The 21,873-nt window shown below is 68.7% G+C and carries 21 protein-coding genes; 14 read left to right on the top strand and 7 right to left on the bottom strand.

The window, feature by feature from the left end:
* Nucleotides 1-116: 116 nt before the first annotated feature.
* Nucleotides 117-662, bottom strand: a complete 546-nt coding sequence (locus ACGFI6_RS21505; RefSeq protein ID WP_393121040.1) for a hypothetical protein — start codon at nucleotides 660-662, stop codon at nucleotides 117-119.
* 141 nt (nucleotides 663-803) lie between these two features.
* Here ACGFI6_RS21505 and ACGFI6_RS21500 point away from each other — a divergent pair, with 141 nt between their 5' ends.
* From ACGFI6_RS21500 to ACGFI6_RS21490, 3 genes are read left to right on the top strand one after another with little or no spacing between them, the layout of a single operon-like run.
* Nucleotides 804-1,427, top strand: coding sequence for a TetR family transcriptional regulator (locus tag ACGFI6_RS21500; protein ID WP_393121038.1), 624 nt, complete (start codon nucleotides 804-806; stop codon nucleotides 1,425-1,427).
* Entirely contained in the window at nucleotides 1,424-3,001 is a 1,578-nt protein-coding gene (locus ACGFI6_RS21495; RefSeq protein WP_393121036.1) for an MDR family MFS transporter, read from the top strand. The genes ACGFI6_RS21500 and ACGFI6_RS21495 overlap by 4 nt, the downstream gene beginning before the upstream one ends.
* Nucleotides 2,998-3,303: an MTH1187 family thiamine-binding protein gene (locus ACGFI6_RS21490; protein WP_393121034.1), complete on the top strand. Its 306-nt coding sequence runs from the start codon at nucleotides 2,998-3,000 to the stop codon at nucleotides 3,301-3,303. The genes ACGFI6_RS21495 and ACGFI6_RS21490 overlap by 4 nt, the downstream gene beginning before the upstream one ends.
* A 13-nt stretch (nucleotides 3,304-3,316) precedes the next feature.
* On the opposite strand, the gene ACGFI6_RS21485 is transcribed toward ACGFI6_RS21490, so the two are convergent.
* Together ACGFI6_RS21485 and ACGFI6_RS21480 are read right to left on the bottom strand one after the other, a co-directional pair.
* Nucleotides 3,317-5,002 carry a hypothetical protein gene (locus tag ACGFI6_RS21485; RefSeq protein WP_393121033.1) on the bottom strand — a complete coding sequence of 562 codons (1,686 nt, stop codon included), beginning with the start codon at nucleotides 5,000-5,002 and terminating at the stop codon, nucleotides 3,317-3,319.
* A gap of 28 nt (nucleotides 5,003-5,030) precedes the next feature.
* Complete coding sequence (locus tag ACGFI6_RS21480; protein ID WP_393121031.1) at nucleotides 5,031-5,774, bottom strand: SDR family oxidoreductase; 744 nt, start codon at nucleotides 5,772-5,774, stop codon at nucleotides 5,031-5,033.
* Nucleotides 5,775-5,873: 99 nt separating this feature from the next.
* On the opposite strand from ACGFI6_RS21480, the gene ACGFI6_RS21475 reads away from it, so the two are divergent.
* The 5 genes from ACGFI6_RS21475 to ACGFI6_RS21455 all read left to right on the top strand — a co-directional run bounded on the left by ACGFI6_RS21475 (nucleotide 5,874) and on the right by ACGFI6_RS21455 (nucleotide 11,692).
* Nucleotides 5,874-6,740 (top strand): helix-turn-helix transcriptional regulator, encoded by an 867-nt coding sequence (locus ACGFI6_RS21475; RefSeq protein ID WP_393121029.1) that lies wholly within the window; start codon nucleotides 5,874-5,876, stop codon nucleotides 6,738-6,740.
* Nucleotides 6,741-6,783: 43 nt separating this feature from the next.
* Nucleotides 6,784-8,055: a ThuA domain-containing protein gene (locus ACGFI6_RS21470; RefSeq protein ID WP_393121027.1), complete on the top strand. Its 1,272-nt coding sequence runs from the start codon at nucleotides 6,784-6,786 to the stop codon at nucleotides 8,053-8,055.
* Nucleotides 8,056-8,076: 21 nt separating this feature from the next.
* A complete protein-coding gene (locus ACGFI6_RS21465) occupies nucleotides 8,077-9,147 on the top strand; it encodes a WD40/YVTN/BNR-like repeat-containing protein (protein WP_393121025.1) in 1,071 nt (356 codons plus the stop codon).
* Between the two features lie 63 nt (nucleotides 9,148-9,210).
* A complete protein-coding gene (locus ACGFI6_RS21460; protein WP_393121023.1) occupies nucleotides 9,211-10,023 on the top strand; it encodes an endonuclease/exonuclease/phosphatase family protein in 813 nt (270 codons plus the stop codon).
* 286 nt (nucleotides 10,024-10,309) lie between these two features.
* The gene (locus ACGFI6_RS21455; RefSeq protein ID WP_393121021.1) at nucleotides 10,310-11,692 is read left to right on the top strand and encodes a C40 family peptidase; all 1,383 of its coding nucleotides are present in this window, start codon (nucleotides 10,310-10,312) and stop codon (nucleotides 11,690-11,692) included.
* Nucleotides 11,693-11,750: 58 nt separating this feature from the next.
* Here ACGFI6_RS21455 and ACGFI6_RS21450 read toward each other — a convergent pair whose 3' ends face one another.
* The 3 genes from ACGFI6_RS21450 to ACGFI6_RS21440 all read right to left on the bottom strand — a co-directional run bounded on the left by ACGFI6_RS21450 (nucleotide 11,751) and on the right by ACGFI6_RS21440 (nucleotide 14,474).
* Nucleotides 11,751-12,458 carry an SDR family oxidoreductase gene (locus ACGFI6_RS21450; protein ID WP_393121019.1) on the bottom strand — a complete coding sequence of 236 codons (708 nt, stop codon included), beginning with the start codon at nucleotides 12,456-12,458 and terminating at the stop codon, nucleotides 11,751-11,753.
* A gap of 47 nt (nucleotides 12,459-12,505) precedes the next feature.
* On the bottom strand, nucleotides 12,506-13,396 hold the full coding sequence (locus tag ACGFI6_RS21445; RefSeq protein ID WP_393121018.1) for a LysR family transcriptional regulator: 891 nt from the start codon (nucleotides 13,394-13,396) through the stop codon (nucleotides 12,506-12,508).
* Between the two features lie 112 nt (nucleotides 13,397-13,508).
* Nucleotides 13,509-14,474: a zinc-binding alcohol dehydrogenase family protein gene (locus ACGFI6_RS21440; RefSeq protein WP_393121016.1), complete on the bottom strand. Its 966-nt coding sequence runs from the start codon at nucleotides 14,472-14,474 to the stop codon at nucleotides 13,509-13,511.
* Nucleotides 14,475-14,561: 87 nt separating this feature from the next.
* Between ACGFI6_RS21440 and ACGFI6_RS21435 the strand changes: the two genes are divergently transcribed.
* The gene (locus ACGFI6_RS21435; RefSeq protein WP_393121014.1) at nucleotides 14,562-14,993 is read left to right on the top strand and encodes a MarR family winged helix-turn-helix transcriptional regulator; all 432 of its coding nucleotides are present in this window, start codon (nucleotides 14,562-14,564) and stop codon (nucleotides 14,991-14,993) included.
* Nucleotides 14,994-15,004: 11 nt separating this feature from the next.
* On the opposite strand, the gene ACGFI6_RS21430 is transcribed toward ACGFI6_RS21435, so the two are convergent.
* Nucleotides 15,005-15,493, bottom strand: coding sequence for an inorganic diphosphatase (locus ACGFI6_RS21430; RefSeq protein WP_393121012.1), 489 nt, complete (start codon nucleotides 15,491-15,493; stop codon nucleotides 15,005-15,007).
* 50 nt (nucleotides 15,494-15,543) lie between these two features.
* On the opposite strand from ACGFI6_RS21430, the gene dacB reads away from it, so the two are divergent.
* The 5 genes from dacB (at nucleotide 15,544) to ftsH (ending at nucleotide 21,816) form a co-directional block, all read left to right on the top strand.
* Complete coding sequence (gene dacB, locus ACGFI6_RS21425) at nucleotides 15,544-16,905, top strand: D-alanyl-D-alanine carboxypeptidase/D-alanyl-D-alanine-endopeptidase (RefSeq protein ID WP_393121011.1); 1,362 nt, start codon at nucleotides 15,544-15,546, stop codon at nucleotides 16,903-16,905.
* A 40-nt stretch (nucleotides 16,906-16,945) separates the two neighbouring features.
* Nucleotides 16,946-18,040, top strand: a complete 1,095-nt coding sequence (locus ACGFI6_RS21420) for a zinc-dependent metalloprotease (protein WP_393121009.1) — start codon at nucleotides 16,946-16,948, stop codon at nucleotides 18,038-18,040.
* A complete protein-coding gene (gene tilS, locus ACGFI6_RS21415) occupies nucleotides 18,012-19,052 on the top strand; it encodes a tRNA lysidine(34) synthetase TilS (protein ID WP_393121007.1) in 1,041 nt (346 codons plus the stop codon). Before ACGFI6_RS21420 ends, tilS begins: the two co-directional genes overlap by 29 nt.
* A 4-nt stretch (nucleotides 19,053-19,056) precedes the next feature.
* Entirely contained in the window at nucleotides 19,057-19,608 is a 552-nt protein-coding gene (hpt, locus tag ACGFI6_RS21410) for a hypoxanthine phosphoribosyltransferase (RefSeq protein WP_393121006.1), read from the top strand.
* Between the two features lie 171 nt (nucleotides 19,609-19,779).
* Nucleotides 19,780-21,816, top strand: coding sequence for an ATP-dependent zinc metalloprotease FtsH (gene ftsH, locus ACGFI6_RS21405; RefSeq protein ID WP_393121290.1), 2,037 nt, complete (start codon nucleotides 19,780-19,782; stop codon nucleotides 21,814-21,816).
* Nucleotides 21,817-21,873: the final 57 nt, after the last annotated feature.

Raw genomic sequence — 21,873 nt, 5'->3', positions numbered from 1 at the left:
GGGTGCCTCCTTGGCATCGGATGGTGTGTCTTACAGAGATCCAACGCCCGGGCGGTGGCGCAGAGTCGAGCCTAGGTCAAGATATTCCCTAATTGATATCTGCTTTGTAAAGTTTCTTACCGGACAGTGACCGGCTCACCTGCGGACGTACGGAACGCGGTGACGGGAATCGGGCCGCGATGCAGGATGTGGGGGATGTCGGCCCAGGGGTAGAGGGGCTCGGTCGCGTTCAGGGTGCGCAGCCGCTGGAGTGCACGCTCCGAAGGTACGGAGAGGGAGGCAACGGTCTCCGGTGTGTAGGGGATGAAGTCCTCCGGCGGCTGGGGGCGGAGTTCGGGGTCGTGGCGCTTCATCAGGATGCAGGTGATCGCGGGGTCGAGGAGCTCGGCGTCGAGGGTCCAGTAATCGACCACGACCGGACCGATCCTGCCGGACTCGTGCATCGCCTCGAAGATCGGGGCGGGGTGGACGGGGGAGAGGAAGACCACGTCGGCCCAGCAGCAGTCCAGCGGATAGACGCGGTTCTGCACGGTGTCCGGGCGGGCTGTGTACTTCGTGAGCTCCCGCTCGTACAGGTCGGGGTACTGCACGCGTAGCTGGTTGAGCGGCAGGATGTCGTCGCCGCGGATGTCACCGGCGGCCTTGTAGAGAAGAGTCGTCATACACAAAAGCCTCCGCACACGGGAACCGTGCCGGAGGCTGCCCCAGTAGTCTACCGGACCCCAGGCTCACTGTGCAGGGTGTGCAAAGTTGCAGCGATAATTGTTTGCAGTGACTGCAAGTTTGTCCGTAGCCTGGAGTCTGTGAGGCATGGCGGGGGTGGGCTGCGGGAGCGCAAGAAGCTGCAGACGCGGGAGGCACTGGCCGACGCGGCGCTGCGGCTCGCGCTGGAGAAGGGGCCGGACCACGTCACGGTCGAGGAGATCGCCGAGGCGGCCGACGTCTCGGTGCGGACCTTCTTCAACTACTTCCCGCACAAGGAGCACGCGATCCTCGGGCGCAACCCCGAGCAGCTCGAGCGCGCACTGGAGCGGATGCGGACCGCGTCGCCGGACGAGTCGCCGCTGACCACGATGTGGCACGTCGTGCACGACGTACTGGAGGAGCTCGGCAGCGACGGCGAGCTGTCCCGGCGCGGCGAGCTGATCATGAGCTCTCCGACCCTGCTCTACCAGTTGATGCTGTCGAGCATCGACGACGAGCGGCAGCTGACTGCCGCGCTCACCGAGCGGATGGGGGAGCCGGCCGGCTCACTGCGGCCAGCCCTGATCGTCAGTACGGCGGGCGCCGCCTGCCGGGTCGTGATGGAGCTGCACAAGACCGCACCCGGCCGCCCGATCCCCGAACTTCTCGACGAAGCGTTCCAGCTACTTGCCCAAGGCATCGACACGTCCTTCGGGCCGAACAATCAGAAAGGGCACCCATGACGACGACCTCGTCACCCACTGGCGAACCTGTGGGTGAGGTCAGCAGTACTGCATCAGCCACCCTCACGCCCCGGCAGACCATCCAGGCCATGTCCGGCCTGATGATGGGCCTGTTCGTGGCGATCCTGGCCGGTACGGTCGTGTCGACCGCGCTGCCGCGCATCATCCACGACCTCGGCGCCAGCCAGTCGTCCTACACCTGGGTCGTCACGCTCGAACTGCTGACGATGACCGCCACGGTGCCGCTGTGGGGCAAGCTCGCCGACCTCTACAACAACAAACTGCTGATCCAGCTGTCGCTGAGCTTCTTCGTGGTCGGCTCGCTGGTGGCCGGCTTCGCGCCGAACATCGAGGTGCTGCTCGGCAGCCGGGTGCTCCAGGGCCTCGGCGGTGGTGGCCTGACCGCGCTGGTGCAGATCGTGATGGCGGCGATCATCCCGCCGCGTGAGCTCGGCCGGTACTCCGGGGTGTTCGGCGCGATCTTCGCGTCCGCGACCGTCGGCGGACCGCTGCTCGGTGGCTTCCTGGTCGACTCGCCGCTCGGCTGGCGGGCCTGCTTCCTGATCGGCGTGCCGTTCGTGGTCGCGGCGATGATCCTGCTGCAGCGCACGCTGCACCTGCCGACCGTCCGCCGGGACGTGAAGATCGACTGGTGGGGCGCGGTCCTGATCATGGGCGGCGTCAGCACCCTGCTGGTCTGGTCGTCGTTCGCCGGCAACAAGTTCGACTGGGCGTCCGGCTGGAGCTTCTTGCTGGTCGGGATCGCGCTGGTCGCGCTGCTGGCCGCGGTGCTCGTCGAGCGCCGGCACCCGGAGCCGATCATCCCGATGGACCTGTTCCGCAACCGCACGGTCACGCTGGCGATCATCGCCAGCGCGCTGGTCGGCGTCGCGATGTTCGGCGGCTCGGTGTTCCTCGCGCAGTACTTCCAGATCGCGCAGGGGTACACGCCGACCAAGGCCGGGCTGATGAGCCTGCCGATGATCCTCGGCATGATGACCGCGTCCACGATCGCGGGCGCGCTGATCACGAAGTACGGCCGCTGGAAGATCTACCTGGTCGTCGGCAGCGTGCTGCTGCCGATCGGGCTGGGCCTGTTCGGCACGATCGACGCGCACACCTCGAAGTACATGCTGTGGGCGTTCATGCTGGTGCTCGGCGTCGGCATCGGCCTGGTCATGCAGAACCTGGTCCTCGCGGCGCAGAACGACGTACCGGCCCGAGAGCTCGGCGCGGCGACGTCCGCGGTGAGCTTCTTCCGGAGCATGGGCGGCACGATCGGTGTCAGCGTGCTCGGCGCGATCCTCGCGAACAAGGTCACCGAGACGCTGAACCCGGGTGGCGCGTCGGGCGGCAGCGGCAACGCCGTACCGAACATCAAGGACCTGCCCGAGCAGGTCCGGGTCGTCGTCGAGAACGCGTACGGCGACGCGACCGCGGACCTGTTCATGATGTCGGTGCCGTTCGCGGTGCTCGCCCTGATCGCCGTCGTCTTCATCAAGGAGAAGGCCCTGCTCACCACTTCGGGAGCGGAGCGCCGCGCTCAGGAGGAGCCTGACATCCTGGACGCATGATTGTTGCGTTCAGTATCAGTCCTGCAGCAGGAGACGAGACCGGAGGCGTGAGCGAGGCGGTGGCCGAGGCCATCCGCGTCGTTCGCGCCTCCGGTCTTCCCAACGAGACCAACGCGATGTTCACGAACATCGAAGGCGAGTGGGACGAGGTCATGGCGGTCGTGAAACAGGCCGTAGAGGCCGTCGCCGCCGCCTCGCCGCGCGTCAGCCTGGTCCTGAAGGCCGACATCCGCCCCGGCTACACCGGTCAGCTCACCGCCAAGGTAGAACGCATCGAGCAGGCACTAGGCGACGCCGGCTAGCCGCAGTACGACCCTACGACTCCTCGCTGACCGCGCGGAGGAGGTCAGCGCAGGGGTCGTTGCTGTACGGCGGGAGAAGCAGCAGTCTGTTTCGGAGGCTCGGACCGCTGGAAATCCAGCTGAGGTTGCTGGAGATCCAACTGTGGTTGAGGGTCTGGAGGATCGCGGCGCGCTCGTCCCGGGCGCGTTGGTCGCGATGATAGAAGCGGACCTCGACGCCGCGCGCTTCATGGGTCGCGATGAGATCTCCGCCCGGTACGACGAGAGGCTCGTCGGCGGAGGTCCAGTGCGAGTCGAGCGGCTTCGGCCGGACGACCGCGTGCAGCGCGCCGTCGTGGGTGACGACGAAGTGGTTCTGCGGTTCCGTCAGCAGCAGGGTGTTCCCGGACACGGCCAGGCCGGGGACGCTCCGGCCGTTCAGGCCGAGCTCGGTCAGCCGAACGGATCGTGACAGCCGGCCGTCCCCCGTACCGATCAGCAGCTCGCTGGAGGAGACAGCCGCCCAGCCCTCGGCAGTGGCGAGCAGCCTGAGACGGGTATTCGGCGACAGCCGCGTCTGACCGTCCGGGGAGGCCGACCACAGGCCGGCATCGTCCACCCAGACAGCAGCCGCAGAACTGCACGGCACAAGGCGATAGGGAGTCCCGACCGTCTCCACCGCTTGTCGCCGGCGCAGCTGCCCATCGGGAATGCTGACGATGTCGATCCGGTGACCGCCGTCGGACATTTCCAGGAACCCGGCCGCGTGCGACCATCCCATCCCGACCCGTAGAGCACTGGATTCGAACCGCAGCAGCTCGAGCAGGCCCGGGTCCTCTGCGATGGCGGTGACCAGTTCGGCGGGCGCCGCACGGAACGCCGCGAGCAGCCGCTGGTCGCGCGGTCTCTCCGGCTGCCACGTCTTGCCGAGCCGGTCTGCCAGCGTCACCGCCCTGGCGGTCGTCGACTTCGTGATCTGCTCCCACAGGAGAACGTCGTCATCGGCGGGCAGGTGGGTTCCGTCAGAGTCCGCGAAGCTGCGGACCAGATCGAACAAGCAGCCTTCTGCGACAGCCCGCCGGAGGTGGTAACGCAGCAGGCTGTCGGCCTCGGCGTAGGTCGACCGCGCGAACGAGCCGTCCGGATCAGTGGCCCGGTACAACTCGACCTGCGCCGTCAGCAGCCAGTACAGCCTTCGGTCCCGTGGATCGGAAGGGGCCAGCAAATGCCTGCGACAGAACTCCCCGAGGCTGGGGAGTTCGCCGGCCAGGTGGCAGATCTCGTCGACCAGATCCTGGTCACCGGCCGCGAGGATCTTGGCCTGTGCAATCTGTGCCAGCCGATGGCGCCCGAAGGCCGCAGCAACGGGAACCACCCTCCGCATGCCGTGCGTGAGCAGGTCGGCGGCCGGGAACCGGACCAGCTCGGCCAAGGCGGACGTGATGTCGTCGCGGCCGCCGACCCGCTCTTCCAGCCGGCGCGAGGCGGCACCTCCGTGGTCGAAGTCGCGCAACAAATAGTCGCGCCACATCGCCTCGAACAGCTGATGAGGCGGCGGTCCGGCCAGGACCCGGACCACATCCGGATCACCGCGCTCCGCGGCCGCGAGCAGCGTGACGCGGGCGATGTCTCCTGCCCACCTGGCCCGCTTGGTCGCCAGGAAGGAGCGGGCACGTCGCTCTGTGCGCAGCAGCTCGCGCAGGATCTCCGCACTCGACACGTCGATCAGTATCGCCGCGGAACGGATCTCACGGGTGCGAGTTGAGTGTCGCCACCACGGCGTCGTAGCGGTTCTCGCGTTCGGCGTCGCGGAGGAAGCGGACGCGGTCCACGAGGATCTCGTGCGCTTCCGGCTGTTGCTGGAGGATCGTCATGGTCTCGTCGAGATACTCGTCCAGCGGCATCGCGCGCTCGTCGTTCTCCTGGTTCATCAGCGTGGTCTGCACCGCCGGCGGGACCAACTCGATGACCTGGACCCCGGCGTCGGCGAGCTGGATCCGCAAGCTCTGCGTGTAGCTGTGGACAGCCGCCTTGGTCGCGCTGTAGGTCGGCGTAATCGTCAGCGGTACCGACGCGAGACCGGAGGAGACGGTCATGATCACCGGATCGCGTTGCTCCCGCAGGTGCGGCAGGAACGCTGCGATCGTACGGATCGTGCCGAGCAGGTTGACGTCGATCGTCTGCTCAGCGGTCTCCAGGTGCGCGGCGTCGTGAAGGTTCTCGGGCTGCATGATGCCGGCCATTGTGATCAGGACGTTCAGGTCGGGGTACTTCGTGGTGACGGTCTCGTACGCCGCGGCGATCGACGCGGGGTCGGCGACGTCGAGCTCGATGCCGTCGAGGTGGTCCTCGCGGGCGAGCTTGTCGAGCAGGTCCTTGCGGCGGCCGCTGATGATCACGGTGTTGCCGAGGTCGCGGAACCGCCGGGCGAGCTCGAGGCCGATACCCGACGTGCCGCCGGTGAGGAAGATCGTGTTGCCGGTCGTTTTCATGTCTCCAGCCTGCGACCGGGGGCCGGCGGCAACCAGGCTGCGCTCAGCCTCTGCCCGGCAAGCAGTGGATAACCGTCCGGCGGCGTGGACACTGGATTCATGGAGTACGCCGAACTGTCCGACTTCCTGCGCAAACGCCGCGAGGCCCTGCAACCCGAGGACGTCGGGATGCCGCGCGGGCGCCGCCGCCGGACCCCGGGACTGCGCCGCGAGGAGGTCGCCGCGCTGGCGTCGATGTCGGCCGACTACTACAGCCGGCTCGAGGGCGGCCGCGGACCGCAGCCGTCGGTGGAGATGCTCGGCGCGATCGCCCGGGCGCTGCGGCTGACGCTCGAGGAGCGCGACCACCTGTTCCTGCTGGCCGGCCACGGTACGCCGCCGCGCACCACGCGCGCGTGCCATGTCGATCCCGGCATGCTGCGGATCCTGGACCGTCTGCAGGACACCCCCGCGATGCTGCTGAACCGGTGCGGTGAGGTGGTCGCGCAGACGCCGACCCATGTGGCGTTCGCGGGCGAGCTGACGAACTTCGACGGGCTGGAGCGCAGCGAGATCTATCGCTGGTTCGCGCACCCGGAGTCGCGGGCGCTGTACGCCGAACCGGAGTTGTCCACGCACAGCCGGCTGCTGGTGTCGAACCTGCGCACGGTCGCCACCATCGACGGCCCGAAGTCGTACGCCGCCTCGATCGTGCGGGCGCTGCAGAAGCTCAGCCCGGAGTTCGTGGCGATCTGGGACGCGCACGAGGTCGTGGTCGCGCACAGCCGGACGAAGCGGTTCCGGCACCCGTCGGTCGGGGAGCTCGAGCTGTACTGCGAGCTGATCGACAACCGGGACCAGCAGCAGACGCTGATCGTCTTCACCGCCGAGCCGGGCAGTGAGAGCGCCGAGAAGCTGCGGTTGCTGAGCGTCCTGGGCAGCCAGGTGATGAGCTCTGGACAGGACTTTGATCGGGAGTTAATTTAAGAACTGAAATTTCATAAAAGTTCTGACGGAAAGGTCCGCCCCCATGCTTTCCGATCGCTTTCGCATGCCTGCGTTCCTGCTCGCCCTGGTCCTGCTGATCAGTGGCCTGACCTCGCCCGCGGTTGCCGCGGTTCAAGCGTCCTTCAACGTGCTCGCGTTCTACAGCGGCACCTGGGACGCTGCCCACATCGACTTCGAGAAAGAGGCCAATCAGCGCTTCCCACAGTTCGGGGCGCAGAACGGCTTCTCGTACACGGCCACTAATGACTGGGACCAGCTAGACAACCTGAGCGCTGCGCAGTACCAGGTCGTGATGTTCCTCGACGACTCGCCGCAGACCGATGCCCAGCGCAACGGTTTCCAGCACTACATGGACAACGGCGGCGCGTTCTTCGGGTTCCACGTGTCGGCGTACAACGACGAGAGCGGCGGCTGGCCGTGGTTCAACAACACGTTCCTCGGCACCGGGCGGTTCGCCTCGAACACGTGGGGTCCGTCCGCGGTGACGTTGCGGACCGAGAACCGTTCGCATCCGGCGCTGGTGAACACCGGCGCGACGTTCCGGTCGTCGGTGAGCGAGTGGTACAGCTGGCAGAACGACCTGCGGACCAACCCCGACATCCAGGTCCTGGCGTCGATCGATCCGTCGAGCTTTCCGGTCGGCAACCAGCAGGGCAACATCTGGACCTCCGGCTACTACCCGATCATCTGGACAAACAAGAACTACAAGATGATCTACGCGAATTTCGGCCACAACGCGATGAACTACGAGACCAACACCCGCCTGTCGTCGACGTTCGACAGCCCCGCCCAGAACCAGTTCATGATGGATGCGCTGAAGTGGCTCGGCGGCTCCGGTACGACGCCGCCGGTCGATCAGCCGGCGCCGGGTGCGTGGTACCAGCTCGCCGGCAAGTCCAGCGGGAAGTGCATCGATGCCCGCGCGGCCGGTACTGCCAACGGGACGGTGATCCAGCAGTACAGCTGCAACGGAACGCAGGCGCAGCAGTTCCAGTTCCAGCCGACGTCCGGCGGGTTCAGCCGGATCAACAACCGCAATGACGCGACCAAGGTGATCGACGTGACCGGTGTGTCCGCCGCGGACAACGCCGGCCTGCAGCTGTGGACGTACAGCAACGGAAACAACCAGCAGTGGCAGGCAGTCTCCGAAGGCGGCGGGTACTTCCATCTCGTCAGCCGCCTCAGCACCAAGTGCCTGACCGTCCCCGGCGGCTCGCTCGCCGACAGCACCCAACTAGTCCAACTCACCTGCAACGGCAGCGCGCCTCAGTCGTTCAAGCTGACGGCGGGGTGAGGGCGCGTTAGATTGCCGCGCATGAGAATCCTGCGTGGGGCCGCTTTGGCGGTAGGAGGTTTGTTGTTGATGGGTCAGGTCGTACCAGCCCAGGCGCACGGCGGACCGTCGTACCGGTGGGAACTGACGCCGACCGGTACGACGGCGCAGTTCCGCGGGCTCGCGGCGGTGAACAAGGATGTCGCCTGGGTCGGTGGGACCGAAGGGACCGTGCTCCGGACGATCGACGGCGGGAAGCACTGGCGTGACGTCAGCCCGGCCGGGGCCGAGGCGCTGCAGTTCCGCGACGTCGAGGCGTTCGACGCCGAGCATGCGGTCGCGCTGACGATCGGCGAGGGTGCGGACTCCCGGGTCTACCGCACGGCCGACGGCGGAAAGTCCTGGTCGGAAACTTTCCGGAATCCGGATCCGAAGGCGTTCTACGACTGCTTCGCCTTCAACGACAACAAGCACGGTCTCGCGATGAGCGATCCGGTCGACGGAAAGTTCCGGATCGCGGCGACGTCGGACGGCGGCCGGTCCTGGAAGGTGCAGCCGAACGCCGGGATGCCGGCCGCCTTGCCGGGCGAGTTCGCGTTCGCCGCGAGCGGGACGTGCCTGGTTGCCGGCTCTGGCCGTACGGCGTGGTTCGCGACCGGCGGCGGCGACCGGCCGCGGGTGTTCCGGACCGTCGACGGCGGCCGGCGCTGGACGGTGTCGGATTCGCCGATGGCCAGTGGCGAGGCGGCCGGGATCTTCAGCCTGGCGTTCCGGAACACGTTGTTCGGCGTCGCGGTCGGCGGTGACTTCACCAAGCCGACCGAGGCCGTGAACGCCGCCTCGGTGACGTACGACGGTGGCCGTACGTGGAAGCTCGTGCCGGCCGATCAGGCCCCGAAGGGGTACCGGAGCGGCTCGCACTTCGTGCCGTGGTCGCCGTTCACGGTGATCGCGGTCGGTCCGTCCGGGAGCGACGTGAGCCTCGACGGCGGCCGTAGCTGGAAGCAGTTCTACGACGGCAGCTTCGACAGCGTCGAATGCGCCGGCCACGGCTTCCAGGCCGGTTGCTGGGCGTCGGGTGCGAACGGCGCCGTCGGGCGGCTCGTCCGCTGATGTTGGGTCCGGCGACACTCGCTCGTTGCGCGGGTGTCGCTGGTTTTCCGAGAGGATGGCTGTATGCGTAAATTGCTGACCGCCCTCGTGGGGCTCTTGATGGTGGTACCTACCGTTGCCGCGGCTCAGCCGGACGCCGGTCGTCCGGGCCGGCCGCTGACGGTGATGACCTACAACATCCACCACGGCGCCGGGATCGACGGCGTCCTCGACCTCGAGCGGATCGCCAAGCTGATCGAGCAGTCCAAGGCCGACGTGATCGGGCTCCAGGAGGTCGACCGGCACTGGGACGTGCGGAGCAACTGGGTGGACCAGCCCGCCTGGTTCGCGCAGCGGCTGAAGATGCACTACGCGTACGCCGCGAACCTCGACCTGCCGCCGGTGAACCCGGGAGAGCCGCGCCGCCAGTACGGGACCGCGATCTTGTCGAAGTACCCGATCCAGAGCTTCAAGAACACGCTGCTGCCGCTCTACCCGACCGGTGAGCAGCGCGGCCTCGCGGTGGCGAACCTCACGGTCCGCGGCGCCAAGCTCCGGTTCGCGAACACGCACCTGACCAGCAACAACAACGCCGAACGCCTCGAGCAGGCGCAGAAGGTGGTCGAGCTGCTCGGCGCATCGAAGACGCCGACCGTACTCGTCGGCGACCTGAACGCGACCCCCGAGGCGCCGGAGATCAAGACGCTGACCGCCGTACTGGACGACACCTGGACCGAGGTCGGCGACGGCCCGGGCTACACGATCGAGGCGGGCAACCCGACCAAGCGCATCGACTTCCAGCTGCACAGCGCAGGCCTGCGGCCGGTGCGGGCCGCCGTCCCGGTGACGCCGGCCTCGGACCACCTGCCGGTGGTCGCGTCGTTCGTCCTGAGCTGAATCCCCGCGGTCCCGCAACGCCCCTCCGGCTCCGGCCGGAGGGGCGTTTTCCGTTGCCCACCTGCGGCTTCGCGGAATTACAAGCTTGTAGTTTGTCAAGTCGACACACGGGTGAAACAAAGTTACCTGTGTGAAAACTGTTCCCAATGGGGCTGTAGGCAACTAGTGTCACGTATGTGGTCCAGGAGGACCAAAAGTTCACGAACCCTGGGGAAGGGGTTCGTGACCGGCGGAAGGAACGATCCCGATGCGGACGCCCCCAAGGGCCACGTCCGGCAGGCGGGTCGTGAGTGCTGGGAAGACCGGACGAGCAGGCAGGTTGCTGGTCTCCGGGGTGCTCGCGATCTGCTTGGCCGGCTCCATGGCTGTGCCCACGCTCCCGGCCGAGGCTGCCAAGCCGAAGCCGCCGGTGATCCCGTCCAAGGCCGCGGTCGAGCGGGCCAAGCAGGCCGCCGCCTCGAAGGCCGGCCAGGTGGCCAAGATCGAGCGTGAACTCGGCGCCGCGAACGCCCGGCTCGAGCAGCTCGGCATCCAGTCCGGCATCGCCGACGAGGCCTACAACGGCGCGGTCTACCGGCTCCAGCAGGCGAAGACAGCGGCGGCTGCTGCCGCGGCCCGCGCCGCCGAGGCGGAGAAGACGCTGACCGCCCAGCGGCAGCAGATCGGCCGCTTCGCCGCCGCGTCGTACCAGGGCGGAGGCGACGTCGCGAAGCTCGCCCCGCTGTTCACCGCGGACGGTCCGCAGCAGCTGCTCGACTCGGCCGGCGCGGCGCACTCGGTGTCCGCGGCGATGCAGGGCTCGTATCTGCGGTTCTCGGCCACCCAGGTGATGACGAACCTGTTCAAGGTGCAGGCCGACCAGGCGGTCGCGAAGGTCAAGAAGGCGACCGACGAGGCCGCCAAGGCGAAGAAGGCCGCGCAGGACGCGGAGGCCGCACAGTCGGCCGCCGTGACCGCGATCGGCGTCCAGCGGACGAACTCGATCGCCCAGCTCGCCACCTTGCAGAACATCTCGGTCAAGGTCGCAGCCCAGCGCCAGCACGGGCTCGAGGAGCTCGCCCGGCAGCGCGCCGCCGAGCTCGCGGCCCGGAAGGCCGCCGAGCTGAAGCGCCGGATCGCCGCCCGCGAGGCAGCGGAGCGCCGGGCCGAGGCCGCGCAACGCAAGCGCGAGGCGGCCGAGCAGGCCCGCGAGGAGCAGGAAGAACGCGAGCAGGCCAAGCAGAACCACGGCAAGAAGCCGAAGAAGCACAAGCCGTCCAAGCCCAGCCGCGACACCAACGACGACGGCGGCCACAGCTCGCGCAAGGGCGCCTCGGCGGCGATCGACTTCGCGCGCAACCAGCTCGGCGAGATGTACCTGTGGGGCGGCACCGGGCCGAACCGCTGGGACTGCTCCGGCCTGACGCAGGGTGCCTGGGAGCGGGCCGGCGTCCAGCTGCCGCACTACAGCGTCGCGCAGTACGAGCAGATCCAGCACATCCAGGAGGACGACCTGCGGCCCGGCGACCTGATCTTCTGGGCGCTGAACCCGAACGACCCGGGCACCATCCACCACGTCGCGATGTACATCGGCAACGGGATGATGATCCACGCGCCGCGGACCGGCAAGCCGGTGCAGATCGACAGCGTCTACTACTGGATCCCACCGAACTTCTTCGGCCGCCCGTAGCCACCGCCAGATCGGTTGTCCCCGGCAACAATGCCCTGTTGCCGGGGACGCTCGCGTTCTACACCAGCCGGTGTCCGCCGTCGGCGTGCAGGACGGTGCCGGTGATGAAACCGTTGCGCAGCAAGGCGATCACGGCCGCCGCGATGTCCTGGGTCCGCCCGATCCGTCCGACCGGAAGGCGAGCCGCCATCGCGGCCAGTGTCTCGGGCGCCGCGTCCCCGGCCACGTCCTGCCAGATCGGGGTGTCGACCCAGCCCGGCGAGATCACGTTGACCCGGAGCGGAGCCAGCTCGACGGCCAGGGCGGCCGCCAGTGAGGCGAGTCCGCCGTTGAGTGCCGCGAGCAACGAAGCACGCGGTCCCGGGCGGTACGCAGCGATCCCCGACGTGAAGACGATCGAGCCGCCGGGCTCGAGCAGTGGTGCGCCGTGCTTGGCGAGCAGTAGCGGTCCGAGCAGCTTGGAGTCGATCGCGGCGCGGGCCGCGTTCACGTCGTACGAGCTGATCGGCTGGTACGCGCCGCCGACGTCCGCGGCCGTGGTGACGATGTGGCTGACGGGGCCGGTGGTGGCGAAGAGCCGCTCGATGTCCTTCTCGTTCCCGAGGTCGGTCTCGACGGTCCGTATGCCGAGCTCCTGGCGTACTGCTTCGAGCTTGTCCAGGGACCGTCCGGCGACGGTGACTTCGCTGCCCTGGGCAACCAGTTCGGCGGCGAGCGCGCGGCCCATGCCCGAGCCGCCGCCGACGATCACGACGTGTTCCTGCACCTGTTTCTCCTTCGGTGGTTGACGTTTCGAGCCAACCACCGGGAGCGTCAGTCCACCACGACCTGTTCGCTAACGACCGTTAGGCCGGGGCTAACAGTCATCGCCTGCAGCACCGGGTTGTTCGAGTCGGTGCGCCAGACGGCGGCGTACCGGGCGACCAGTGGGCGTCCGGCGAGCGGTCGCCAGACCACGTCCGGGGTCGCCGCGCGTCGGGATCCAAGGCTGATCGCGGACCGTCGTACGAGCAAAGCCGAGCGGAGTTGGGAGTGGCTCATGCTGATGTCGCTCAGCCGGACGCCGGCACCGATCAGGCGGATGGTGTCGTCGTAGAACTCGGGTGCCGCGGCGCGCAGGATCCAGATCAGCTCGAGGCCGGTCAGGTCGTCGAGGGTGAGCTCGGCGCTCGCCGCCAGCGGGTGTGTTGCGCTGAGCAGGACGCCGAGCTCCTCGGTGGCCAGGTGTTCGGAGGTCATTGCTGTGGGCAACGTCAAAGGCGTACGGACCAGGCCGAGGTCGATCTCGCCGGCGGCGAGCATCCGGAGCTGGTCGGTGGTGGTGCCTGCCTCCAGGGTGACCGTGCTGTTCGGGAAGCGTTCGGTGGCGAGCTGTTCAAGGGCGGCGGGCAGCCGGCCGGGGACGCCGTTCAGCAGGCCGAGCCGGAGGACGGGCTCGTCGAGGCCGGCGGCCCGGCGCGTGTCCTTGAGCGCCAGGCCGGCCGCCTGGAGCGTCTCCCGGGCGCGGGCGAGGAAGACCTGCCCGGCCGGGGTGAGCTCGACGCCGCGGCTGTGCCGGATCAGCAGCCCGGTGCCGACCTCGCGTTCGAGCTGCTTGATCTGCTGGCTCAGCGTCGGCGTGGAGATGTACAGCCGCTCCGCGGCGCGGCCGAAGTGCAGCTCCTCGGCGACACCCACGAAGTACCGCATCTGCCGAAGCTCCACGCGCCGACTTTATCGGCTGCGGATCCCCAGGCCATCACAATGCGCCGGTTGGCGGCGACGCGCGCTCAGGTCTGTGCGGCGCGGGCGATTGTGATGGCCTGGGGGAACCGGGTCAGGGGGTGGCGACGAGGCGGCCGAGGCTGGAGCGGGCGTCCAGCGCCTCGTGGATGCGGGTGACCTCGGCCAGCGGATGGGTGGCGGCGACGACCGGCCGGAGCTCGCCGGACTGCCAGCGACGGACGACCTCGGCGATGTCGGCGTGGGCCGCCTCGGGGCGGGCGCCGCGCCAGCCCATGATCGAGACGCCGGTCACCGACCTGAATCCGAACAGGGCGCCGGCCGGCACCGTCGGCAGCTCGGTGGTGATGGCCCCGTACGTGATCATGCTGCCGAGCGGCTTGATCAGGTCGAGGCCCTGCTCGAAGACCTTTCCGCCGACCGCGTCGAGGACCGCGTCGACGCCGTCCGGCGCGAGCTCGCGGACCTTCGCAGGCCAGTCCGGATCGGTCAGGTCCACGGCCTCGACGCCGAGCGAGCGGATGAAGTCGAGGCGGTGCGGCGAGGACGCCGTACCGATGACGGTTCCGAGGCCGTACGAGCGGGCGAGCTGGACCGCGAGGTGGCCGATGGTGCCGGCCGCGGAGTGGATCACGACAGCCCCGCCGGCCGGGAGGTGCGCGGTCTCGAGGAGCCGGTAGGCGAGCGGGCCGGTCATCGCCATCATGGTCGCCTCGGCTGCGTCCGCGTCGTCGGGGATCCGGGCGAGGAAGTCGGCCTCGGCGATGCTCTGGTCGGCGAACGCGTCCTCGGCCAGGGCAACGACGCGTTGGCCGATCGCGATCCCGGGCGGCGCGTCCGGGCCGAGGGCGGCGATCCGGCCGACGACCTCGCCGGTCAGCGTGCCCGGCAGCGGCCGGTCCCAGGGGCTGCCGCCGCGGCGGAGGACGGTGTCGATCGCGTTCGCACCGATCGCCTCGGCCTCGATCAGGACCTGCCCGCTGCCGGGTTCGGGAACGGCGACCTCGTCGAGCTGGAGGACGTCGGGACCGCCGTGGCGGTGAAAGCGCACTGCGCGCATCGTGGGAACTCCATATCGTGGGAGGATTAAATAATGGGAGATTCCCACGATAACTCGGCAACTGAGGGATGCCAATAGAGTTGGCGGGTGAAGAAGTCGCCGAAGCACCGGCTGTCCGACCATGCGCTGTTCGCGCTCGGGCGGGCCAGCCAGCACGCCCAGCGGCTGGTCCGGCAGCACATGACCGAGGCCGGCATCCGCACGCTGCACTACCACGTGCTGGCGAGCCTCTCGGACGACGGCGAGGCCGTACAGGCGACGCTCGCGGACCGGATCGGGCTCGACCGCAGCGATCTGGTCACGCTGCTCGACGAGCTGGAGGAGCTGGAGTTCCTGGCGCGCCGGGTCGACTCCGCCGACCGGCGCCGAAAGATCGTCGCGATCACGGCCGCGGGCGAGCGGCAGCTCGACACGATGGACGAGCTGATCCGCGCTGCCGAGGCAGACCTGTTGCAGCCGCTGAGCGCGGCGGAGCGCAAGACCCTGCTGGGCCTGCTCCGCCGGCTCTCAGGCGACTGACCTGCCGGAGGCTAGTGGCCTTCGGCCTTGAGGCGCTGGAAGGAGGCGGTGATCTCAGCCTCGGCCTCGGCGCGGCCGACCCAGGTGGCGCCCTCGACCGACTTGCCCGGCTCGAGGTCCTTGTAGACCTCGAAGAAGTGCTGGATCTCCAGCCGGTCGAACTCCGGTACGTGGTGGATGTCGCGCAGGTGCTCCTGGCGCGGGTCACCGGCCGGGACGCAGAGGACCTTGTCGTCCGGGCCCTTCTCGTCGGTCATCCGGAACATCCCGATCGCCCGGGAGCGGATCAGGCAGCCCGGGAACGTCGGCTCCGGCAGCAGTACGAGCGCGTCCAGCGGGTCGCCGTCCTGGCCGAGGGTGTCCTCGATGAACCCGTAGTCAGACGGATACTGCGTCGCGGTGAACAGCGTGCGGTCCAGGCGCAGACGGTTCGTCTTGTGGTCCAGCTCGTACTTGTTGCGAGTGCCCTTGGGGATCTCGATGAAGACGTCGAACTCCATACGGCAGATACTGTCACGGTTCCGACCGACCTCATGACAGGAGCAGCCCGGTGGCCCGACCTGCCCGTGCGGCATTCGTCACGCTTCTCAGTACGGCGCTGTGTGCTGCCCTGAGTACGAGCGCGGTGAGCAGCGCACGTGCCGTACCCGAATCGGTGCGGATCACGAAGCAGGCGCCGCCGGTGCTGGCGCCGGCCGCCACTGAGGGTGCCGCTCCGACCGCGGCGGGTGTCGGAAAGGCGCTCGCGGCGATCCTCAAGGACCCGTCGCTCGGCAAGCATCACGGCATCTACGTGTACGACGCCTCCCGCGGCAAGCCGGTGTTCTCGGTCGGCGCTGCGACTTCGTACACGCCCGCGTCCACCCTGAAGCTGCTCACCACGGTGTCGGCGCTGTCGGTGCTCAGGCCGGACCACACGTTCGCCACGAAGGTCGTGAGCGGCGGCAAGGGTTCGATCGTGCTGGTCGGCGGCGGTGACCCGCTGCTGACCGTCAAGCCGTCCGCGAACGACGGCTTCCCGGCGCGGGCCAGCCTGCAGACGCTTGCCGCGAGCACGGCCAAGGCTTTGAAGGCGCAGGGGAACGCCTCGGTCACCCTCGGGTACGACGCCTCGTTGTTCACCGGGCCGGCGGTCAACACGCACTGGGAGGCCAACTACGTACCGGAAGGCATCGCGGCCCCCACGTCCGCCCTGTGGGTGAACGAGGGCCGGATCGCACCGGGCATGGCGAAGCGGTCGACCTCACCGTCCCAAGCCGCCGCGCTGGCGTTCCAGAAGCTCCTGGTGCAGTACGGGATCAAGGTGGCCGCTACGAAGCCCGCCGTCGCCGCGAAGGCCGCTGCGCCGGTGGCACAGGTGAAGTCGCCGACCGTGGGGCAGATCGTCGAGTACATCAACCTGCACAGCGACAACGACGGCGCCGAGGTGATGCTGCGGCACGTGGGCATCGCGACCGGCAACGGCGGGTCGTACGTGGGTGGTGTGGAGGGCGTACGCGCCACGCTCACCAAGCTGGGGCTGGACGTCTCCAAAGCCACGACGTACGACGGCAGCGGGCTGACTCGTGCCAACAAGGTCCCGCTCGACCTGCTGGCTGGTGCGGTGCGTGTAGCCGCGTCGAAGGAGCACCCGGAGCTGCGGCACCTGTTGACCGGTCTGCCGATCGCAGGGTTCGACGGGAGCCTCAAGGAGCGTTTCACCACGGCCGGTACGAGCACTGGGACCGGCCTGGTGCATGCGAAGACCGGGACACTCACTAGCGTTCACAGCCTCGCCGGGTACGCCCGGGACCGCTCGGGCACGCTCCTGGTGTTCGCGATCGCCAGCGACAGCGTCCCGGTCCCGAAGACCCTCGACGCGCGAGCCGCCCTCGACAGAGCGACCGCAGCACTCGCCAACTGCGGCTGCTGATCAACCGGCACATGTTGGGACATGGCACTAGGGTCGTTGTATGAGTACGGCGGAAGGCGGGACCACGACCGAGATGGTCGACTGGCAGCTGGCGACCGGCGTGGCGCGGAAGCTGGTGCGCCCCGGGCCGGCGGTCAGCCGTGCTGAGGCGGACCAGGTGGTCGCGGACCTGCGGCAGTTCGCGGCCGAGTCCGAGACTCACGTCCGCGAGTTCACCGGGCTGAAGGCCACCTCGGCCACCGCACCGGTGGTGATCGTCGACCGGCCCGGCTGGGTGCAGGCGAACGCGGACGGCTTCCGGACCGTGCTGCAGCCGCTGGCCGACAAGCTGCGCGAGAAGGTGGACCGTACTGCGGGCCTGTCGTCGGCGGTCGGCTCCCGGGTGACCGGGATCGAGGCGGGTGCGCTGCTGGCGTTCCTGTCGTCGCGGGTGCTCGGTCAGTTCGACCCGTTCTACCCGGCGCAGCCGGACCCGGACCGTCCCGGTCTGACCGGTCGGCTGCTCCTGGTGGCGCCCAACGTCGTCCACGTGGAGTCCGAGCTGGGTGTCGTACCGCGGGACTTCCGGCTGTGGGTGTGCCTGCACGAGGAGACGCACCGGGTGCAGTTCACCGCGGTCCCGTGGCTGCGGGACCACCTGCGGTCGGAGATCGCACTGTTCCTCGACCAGGCCGAGCTGGACGCTTCGGCGTACGCCGCGATGTTCCGGGAGGCCGTGCAGCGGCTGGGCCGTTCCGTCCGAGGTGAGGCCGAGCTGAGCCTTGTGGACCTGATGCAGTCGCCGGAGCAGCGTGCGGTGCTGGACCGGCTGACGGCGGTCATGTCGTTGCTGGAGGGCCACGCGGACTTCGTGATGGACGGGGTCGGGCCGTCGGTCATCCCGACCGTCGAGACGATCCGGTCCAAGTTCACGTCCCGGCGGACCAGTGGGAACCCGGTGGACCAGCTGCTGAAGCGGCTGCTCGGGCTGGACGCGAAGATGCGGCAGTACAAGGACGGTGCGGCCTTCGTCCGCCGCGTGGTCGACCGGGTCGGCATGGAGGGCTTCAACCGGGTCTGGACCGGTCCGAACACGCTGCCGACCAAGAACGAGATCGCGAACCCCGATGCCTGGGTCGCCAGACTCCACGGCTGAGCAGCTGACGCAGCAGCGGCGGGGGAAGCTCCACCCCGCCATCGCCCGCACCCGGGAGGCGGTGCGGACGACTCTGGCTGAGCTGCCGCAAGGTACGACGGTGCTCGTCGCCTGCTCCGGCGGCACCGACTCGCTCGCGCTCGCGGCCGCTACCGCGTTCGAGGCGCCCAAGCTCGGTCTGAGTGCCGGTGCGGTCGTCGTGGATCACGGCCTGCAGGCCGACTCGGCACAGGTCGCGGAGAGAGCAGCCGGGCAGTGCCGGACGCTCGGGCTCGACCCCGTACTGGTCCGCGCGGTGCAGGTCGGTACAGAGGGTGGGCCGGAGGGCGCCGCGCGTACAGCGCGGTACGACGCCCTCCGTGACGCGGCTGATGAGCTGGGAGCGGACGTCGTCCTGCTGGCGCACACCCGCGACGACCAGGCCGAAACCGTCCTCCTCGGGCTGGGGCGCGGCTCAGGTGCTCGTTCGCTCGCCGGGATGGCTGCTGTCGTCGGGTTGTTGCGGCGACCGTTCCTGGAGGTACCGCGGTCCACCACGGCCGCCGCCTGCATCGCCTCGGGGCTGCGGCCGTGGCACGACCCGCACAACGACGACCCGCAGTACACGCGCGTTCGCGTACGGCACGAAGTACTGCCCGTACTGGAGGAGGCGCTGGGTCCGGGTGTGGTCGATGCGCTCGCCCGTACGGCAGGGCTGCTGCGCGCGGACGCCGACGCGCTGGACCAGCTGGCCGCGGATGTCGCCGAGACCGCACTGAGCCGTGCCGAAGGACAGGTGCGGTGCGACGTCGGCGTACTCGAGGAGGAGCCGGCCGCGGTCCGTACGCGCGTACTCCGACAAGCTGCGCTGGAAGCCGGCTGCCGGGCCACGGACCTCACAGCGCGGCACATCGCGGCGGTCGAGGCGCTGGTGACCGAGTGGCGCGGTCAGCGCTGGATCGACCTGCCACAGGGGATCCGCGCCGTCCGCAAGGGCGGATTCATCATCCTCGGGCCGGATGTGACAGGCTGAGCCCGTGGATGCGGCGGACATCGAGAAGGACCTGACCAAGATCCATTACACCGAGGAGCAGATCCTCGCGAAGCTGCGGGAGTTGGCAGCGCGGATCGAGGCCGACTACGAGGGCAAGGACCTGCTCCTGGTCGGGGTGCTGCGCGGCGCGGTGATGGTGATGGCCGACCTGGCCCGGTCGTTCAGCCGGCACATCGAGATGGACTGGATGGCCATCTCGTCGTACGGCTCGGGCACCAAGTCCTCCGGGGTGGTGCGGATCCAGAAGGACCTGGACACCGACATCACCAACAGGCACGTGCTGATCGTCGAGGACATCATCGACACCGGGCTCACGCTGAGCTGGCTGGTCAGCAACCTGGAGTCCCGCAAGCCCGCCTCGCTGGAGCTGTGCACCGCCTTCGTGAAGCCGGACGCGGCGAAGATGCAGGTCCCGGTGAAGTACGTCGGTCTGGACCTGCCGGACGAGTTCGTGGTCGGGTACGGGCTGGACTACGCCGAGAAGTACCGGAACCTGCGCTGCGTCGCCACGCTGGCACCGCACGTCTACTCCTGACGCGCCCTTCAGGGCAGACTTGGTGACGGCCTGTACAACGGGTCGTACTGTCCTTTGGTGACCCTCGTGCTGTGTTGTCTTGTGCGACACGAGACACTTGGACTGGTATTACCGTCACAAGCCCGCCACACCCGGGCCTGCCGAGCTAGGAGGGACGGGGTCTAGGCCCCGATCATGGACGTGAAGCGCATCTTCCGCGGACCCCTGTTCTGGATCGTCGTCGCCTTCCTGGGCGTCCTGGTGATCGGGCAGCTCCTGACCGGCTCGACCGGGTACAAGACCGAGCCCACCGGCCAGGTCGTCCAGCTGATCCAGCAGGCCAAGTCGTCGAGCGACAAGACGATCAAGTCGGTCACGCTGGTCAACCCGGACGAGGAGATCCGGCTGGAGAAGACCGACGGCAGCAAGGTCCGGGCCCACTGGGTCGACGGCCAGGGCGAGAACCTCGGCAACGACCTGCAGACCCTCTTCCAGGACGGCAAGATCGAGCGGTACGACGTCGAGAACCCGAAGCCGAGCTTCATCGGCCAGGTGCTCTCCACGCTGATCCCGTTCCTGCTGATCGCGGTGGTGTTCATCTTCTTGATGAACTCCATGCAGGGTGGTGGCTCCCGGGTGATGAGCTTCGCCAAGTCGAAGGCCAAGCTGGTCACCAAGGACACCCCGAAGACCACGTTCGCCGACGTCGCGGGGGTCGACGAGGCGATCGAGGAGCTCGGCGAGATCAAGGAGTTCCTGCAGGAGCCCGGCAAGTTCCAGGCGGTCGGCGCCAAGATCCCGAAGGGCGTGCTGCTCTACGGCCAGCCCGGTACCGGTAAGACGCTGCTGGCCCGTGCGGTCGCCGGCGAGGCCGGGGTGCCGTTCTACTCGATCTCCGGTTCGGACTTCGTCGAGATGTTCGTCGGTGTCGGTGCCTCCCGGGTCCGGGACCTGTTCGAGCAGGCCAAGACCAACGCTCCGGCGATCGTGTTCATCGACGAGATCGACGCCGTCGGCCGGCACCGTGGCGCAGGCCTCGGCGGCGGGCACGACGAGCGCGAGCAGACCCTGAACCAGTTGCTCGTCGAGATGGACGGGTTCGACGTCCGCGGCGGTGTGATCCTGATCGCGGCCACCAACCGTCCGGACGTGCTGGACCCGGCGCTGCTGCGGCCGGGCCGGTTCGACCGGCAGATCGCCGTCGACGCTCCCGACCTGCCGGGCCGGACACAGATCCTCAAGGTGCACGCCCGGGGCAAGCCGATGGCGCAGGACGTCGACCTGGTCGCGGTCGCCCGCCGGACGCCCGGGATGACCGGTGCCGACCTGGCCAACGTACTGAACGAGGCGGCCCTGCTGACCGCCCGGTCGAACGCGCAGCTGATCGACAACCGCGCGCTGGACGAGGCCATCGACCGCGTGATCGCCGGCCCGCAGCGCCGGACCCGGCTGATGTCCGACAAGGAGAAGGTGCTGACGGCGTACCACGAGGGCGGGCACGCCCTGGTCGCCGCCGCGCTGCCGCACTCCGACCCGGTGCACAAGGTGACGATCCTGCCGCGGGGCCGGGCGCTCGGCTACACGATGGTCCTGCCGGACGAGGACAAGTACTCGACCACCCGGTCGGAGATGCTCGACAAGCTGGCCTACATGCTCGGTGGCCGGGCCGCCGAGGAGATGGTGTTCCACGACCCGACCACGGGCGCCAGCAACGACATCGAGAAGGCGTCGGCGCTGGCCCGTGCGATGGTCACGCAGTACGGCATGACCGAGCGGCTGGGCGCGATCAAGTTCGGCCAGGACAACGGCGAGCCGTTCCTCGGCCGGGACATCGGCAGCCAGCGGAACTACTCCGAGGAGATCGCGGCAGCGGTCGACGAGGAGGTCGGCAAGCTGATCCTGAACGCGCACCAGGAGGCGTTCGACATCCTGGTGCAGAACCGCGCGGTGCTGGACCACCTGGTCGAGGAGCTCCTGGAGAAGGAGACCCTGGACAAGGGCCAGATCGCCCGGATCTTCGAGCCGGTGGTGATGCGCGAGCGGCGGCCGGCCTGGACCGGTTCGTCCACCCGGGTGCCGTCGGACCAGCCGCCGGTGATGCCGATCCCGACCCGTGCGGAGCAGAACGGCTCGCTCTCGGACGTGCTGCCGGGCGGTTCGGTCGGCCCGGACGAGGCGATCCGCCCGCCGGACTACGGCAGCGGCCCGACCCCGCCGACCAACCAGTAGGGCTCTTCACCGCGAATCACCAGGAACGCCGCCACCCGGACCGGGTGGCGGCGTTTT

Origin of the sequence: Kribbella sp. NPDC048928, assembly GCF_043197975.1 — a bacterium.
Taxonomy (GTDB): domain Bacteria; phylum Actinomycetota; class Actinomycetes; order Propionibacteriales; family Kribbellaceae; genus Kribbella.
This window is presented reverse-complemented; position numbering and strand designations above follow the sequence as displayed.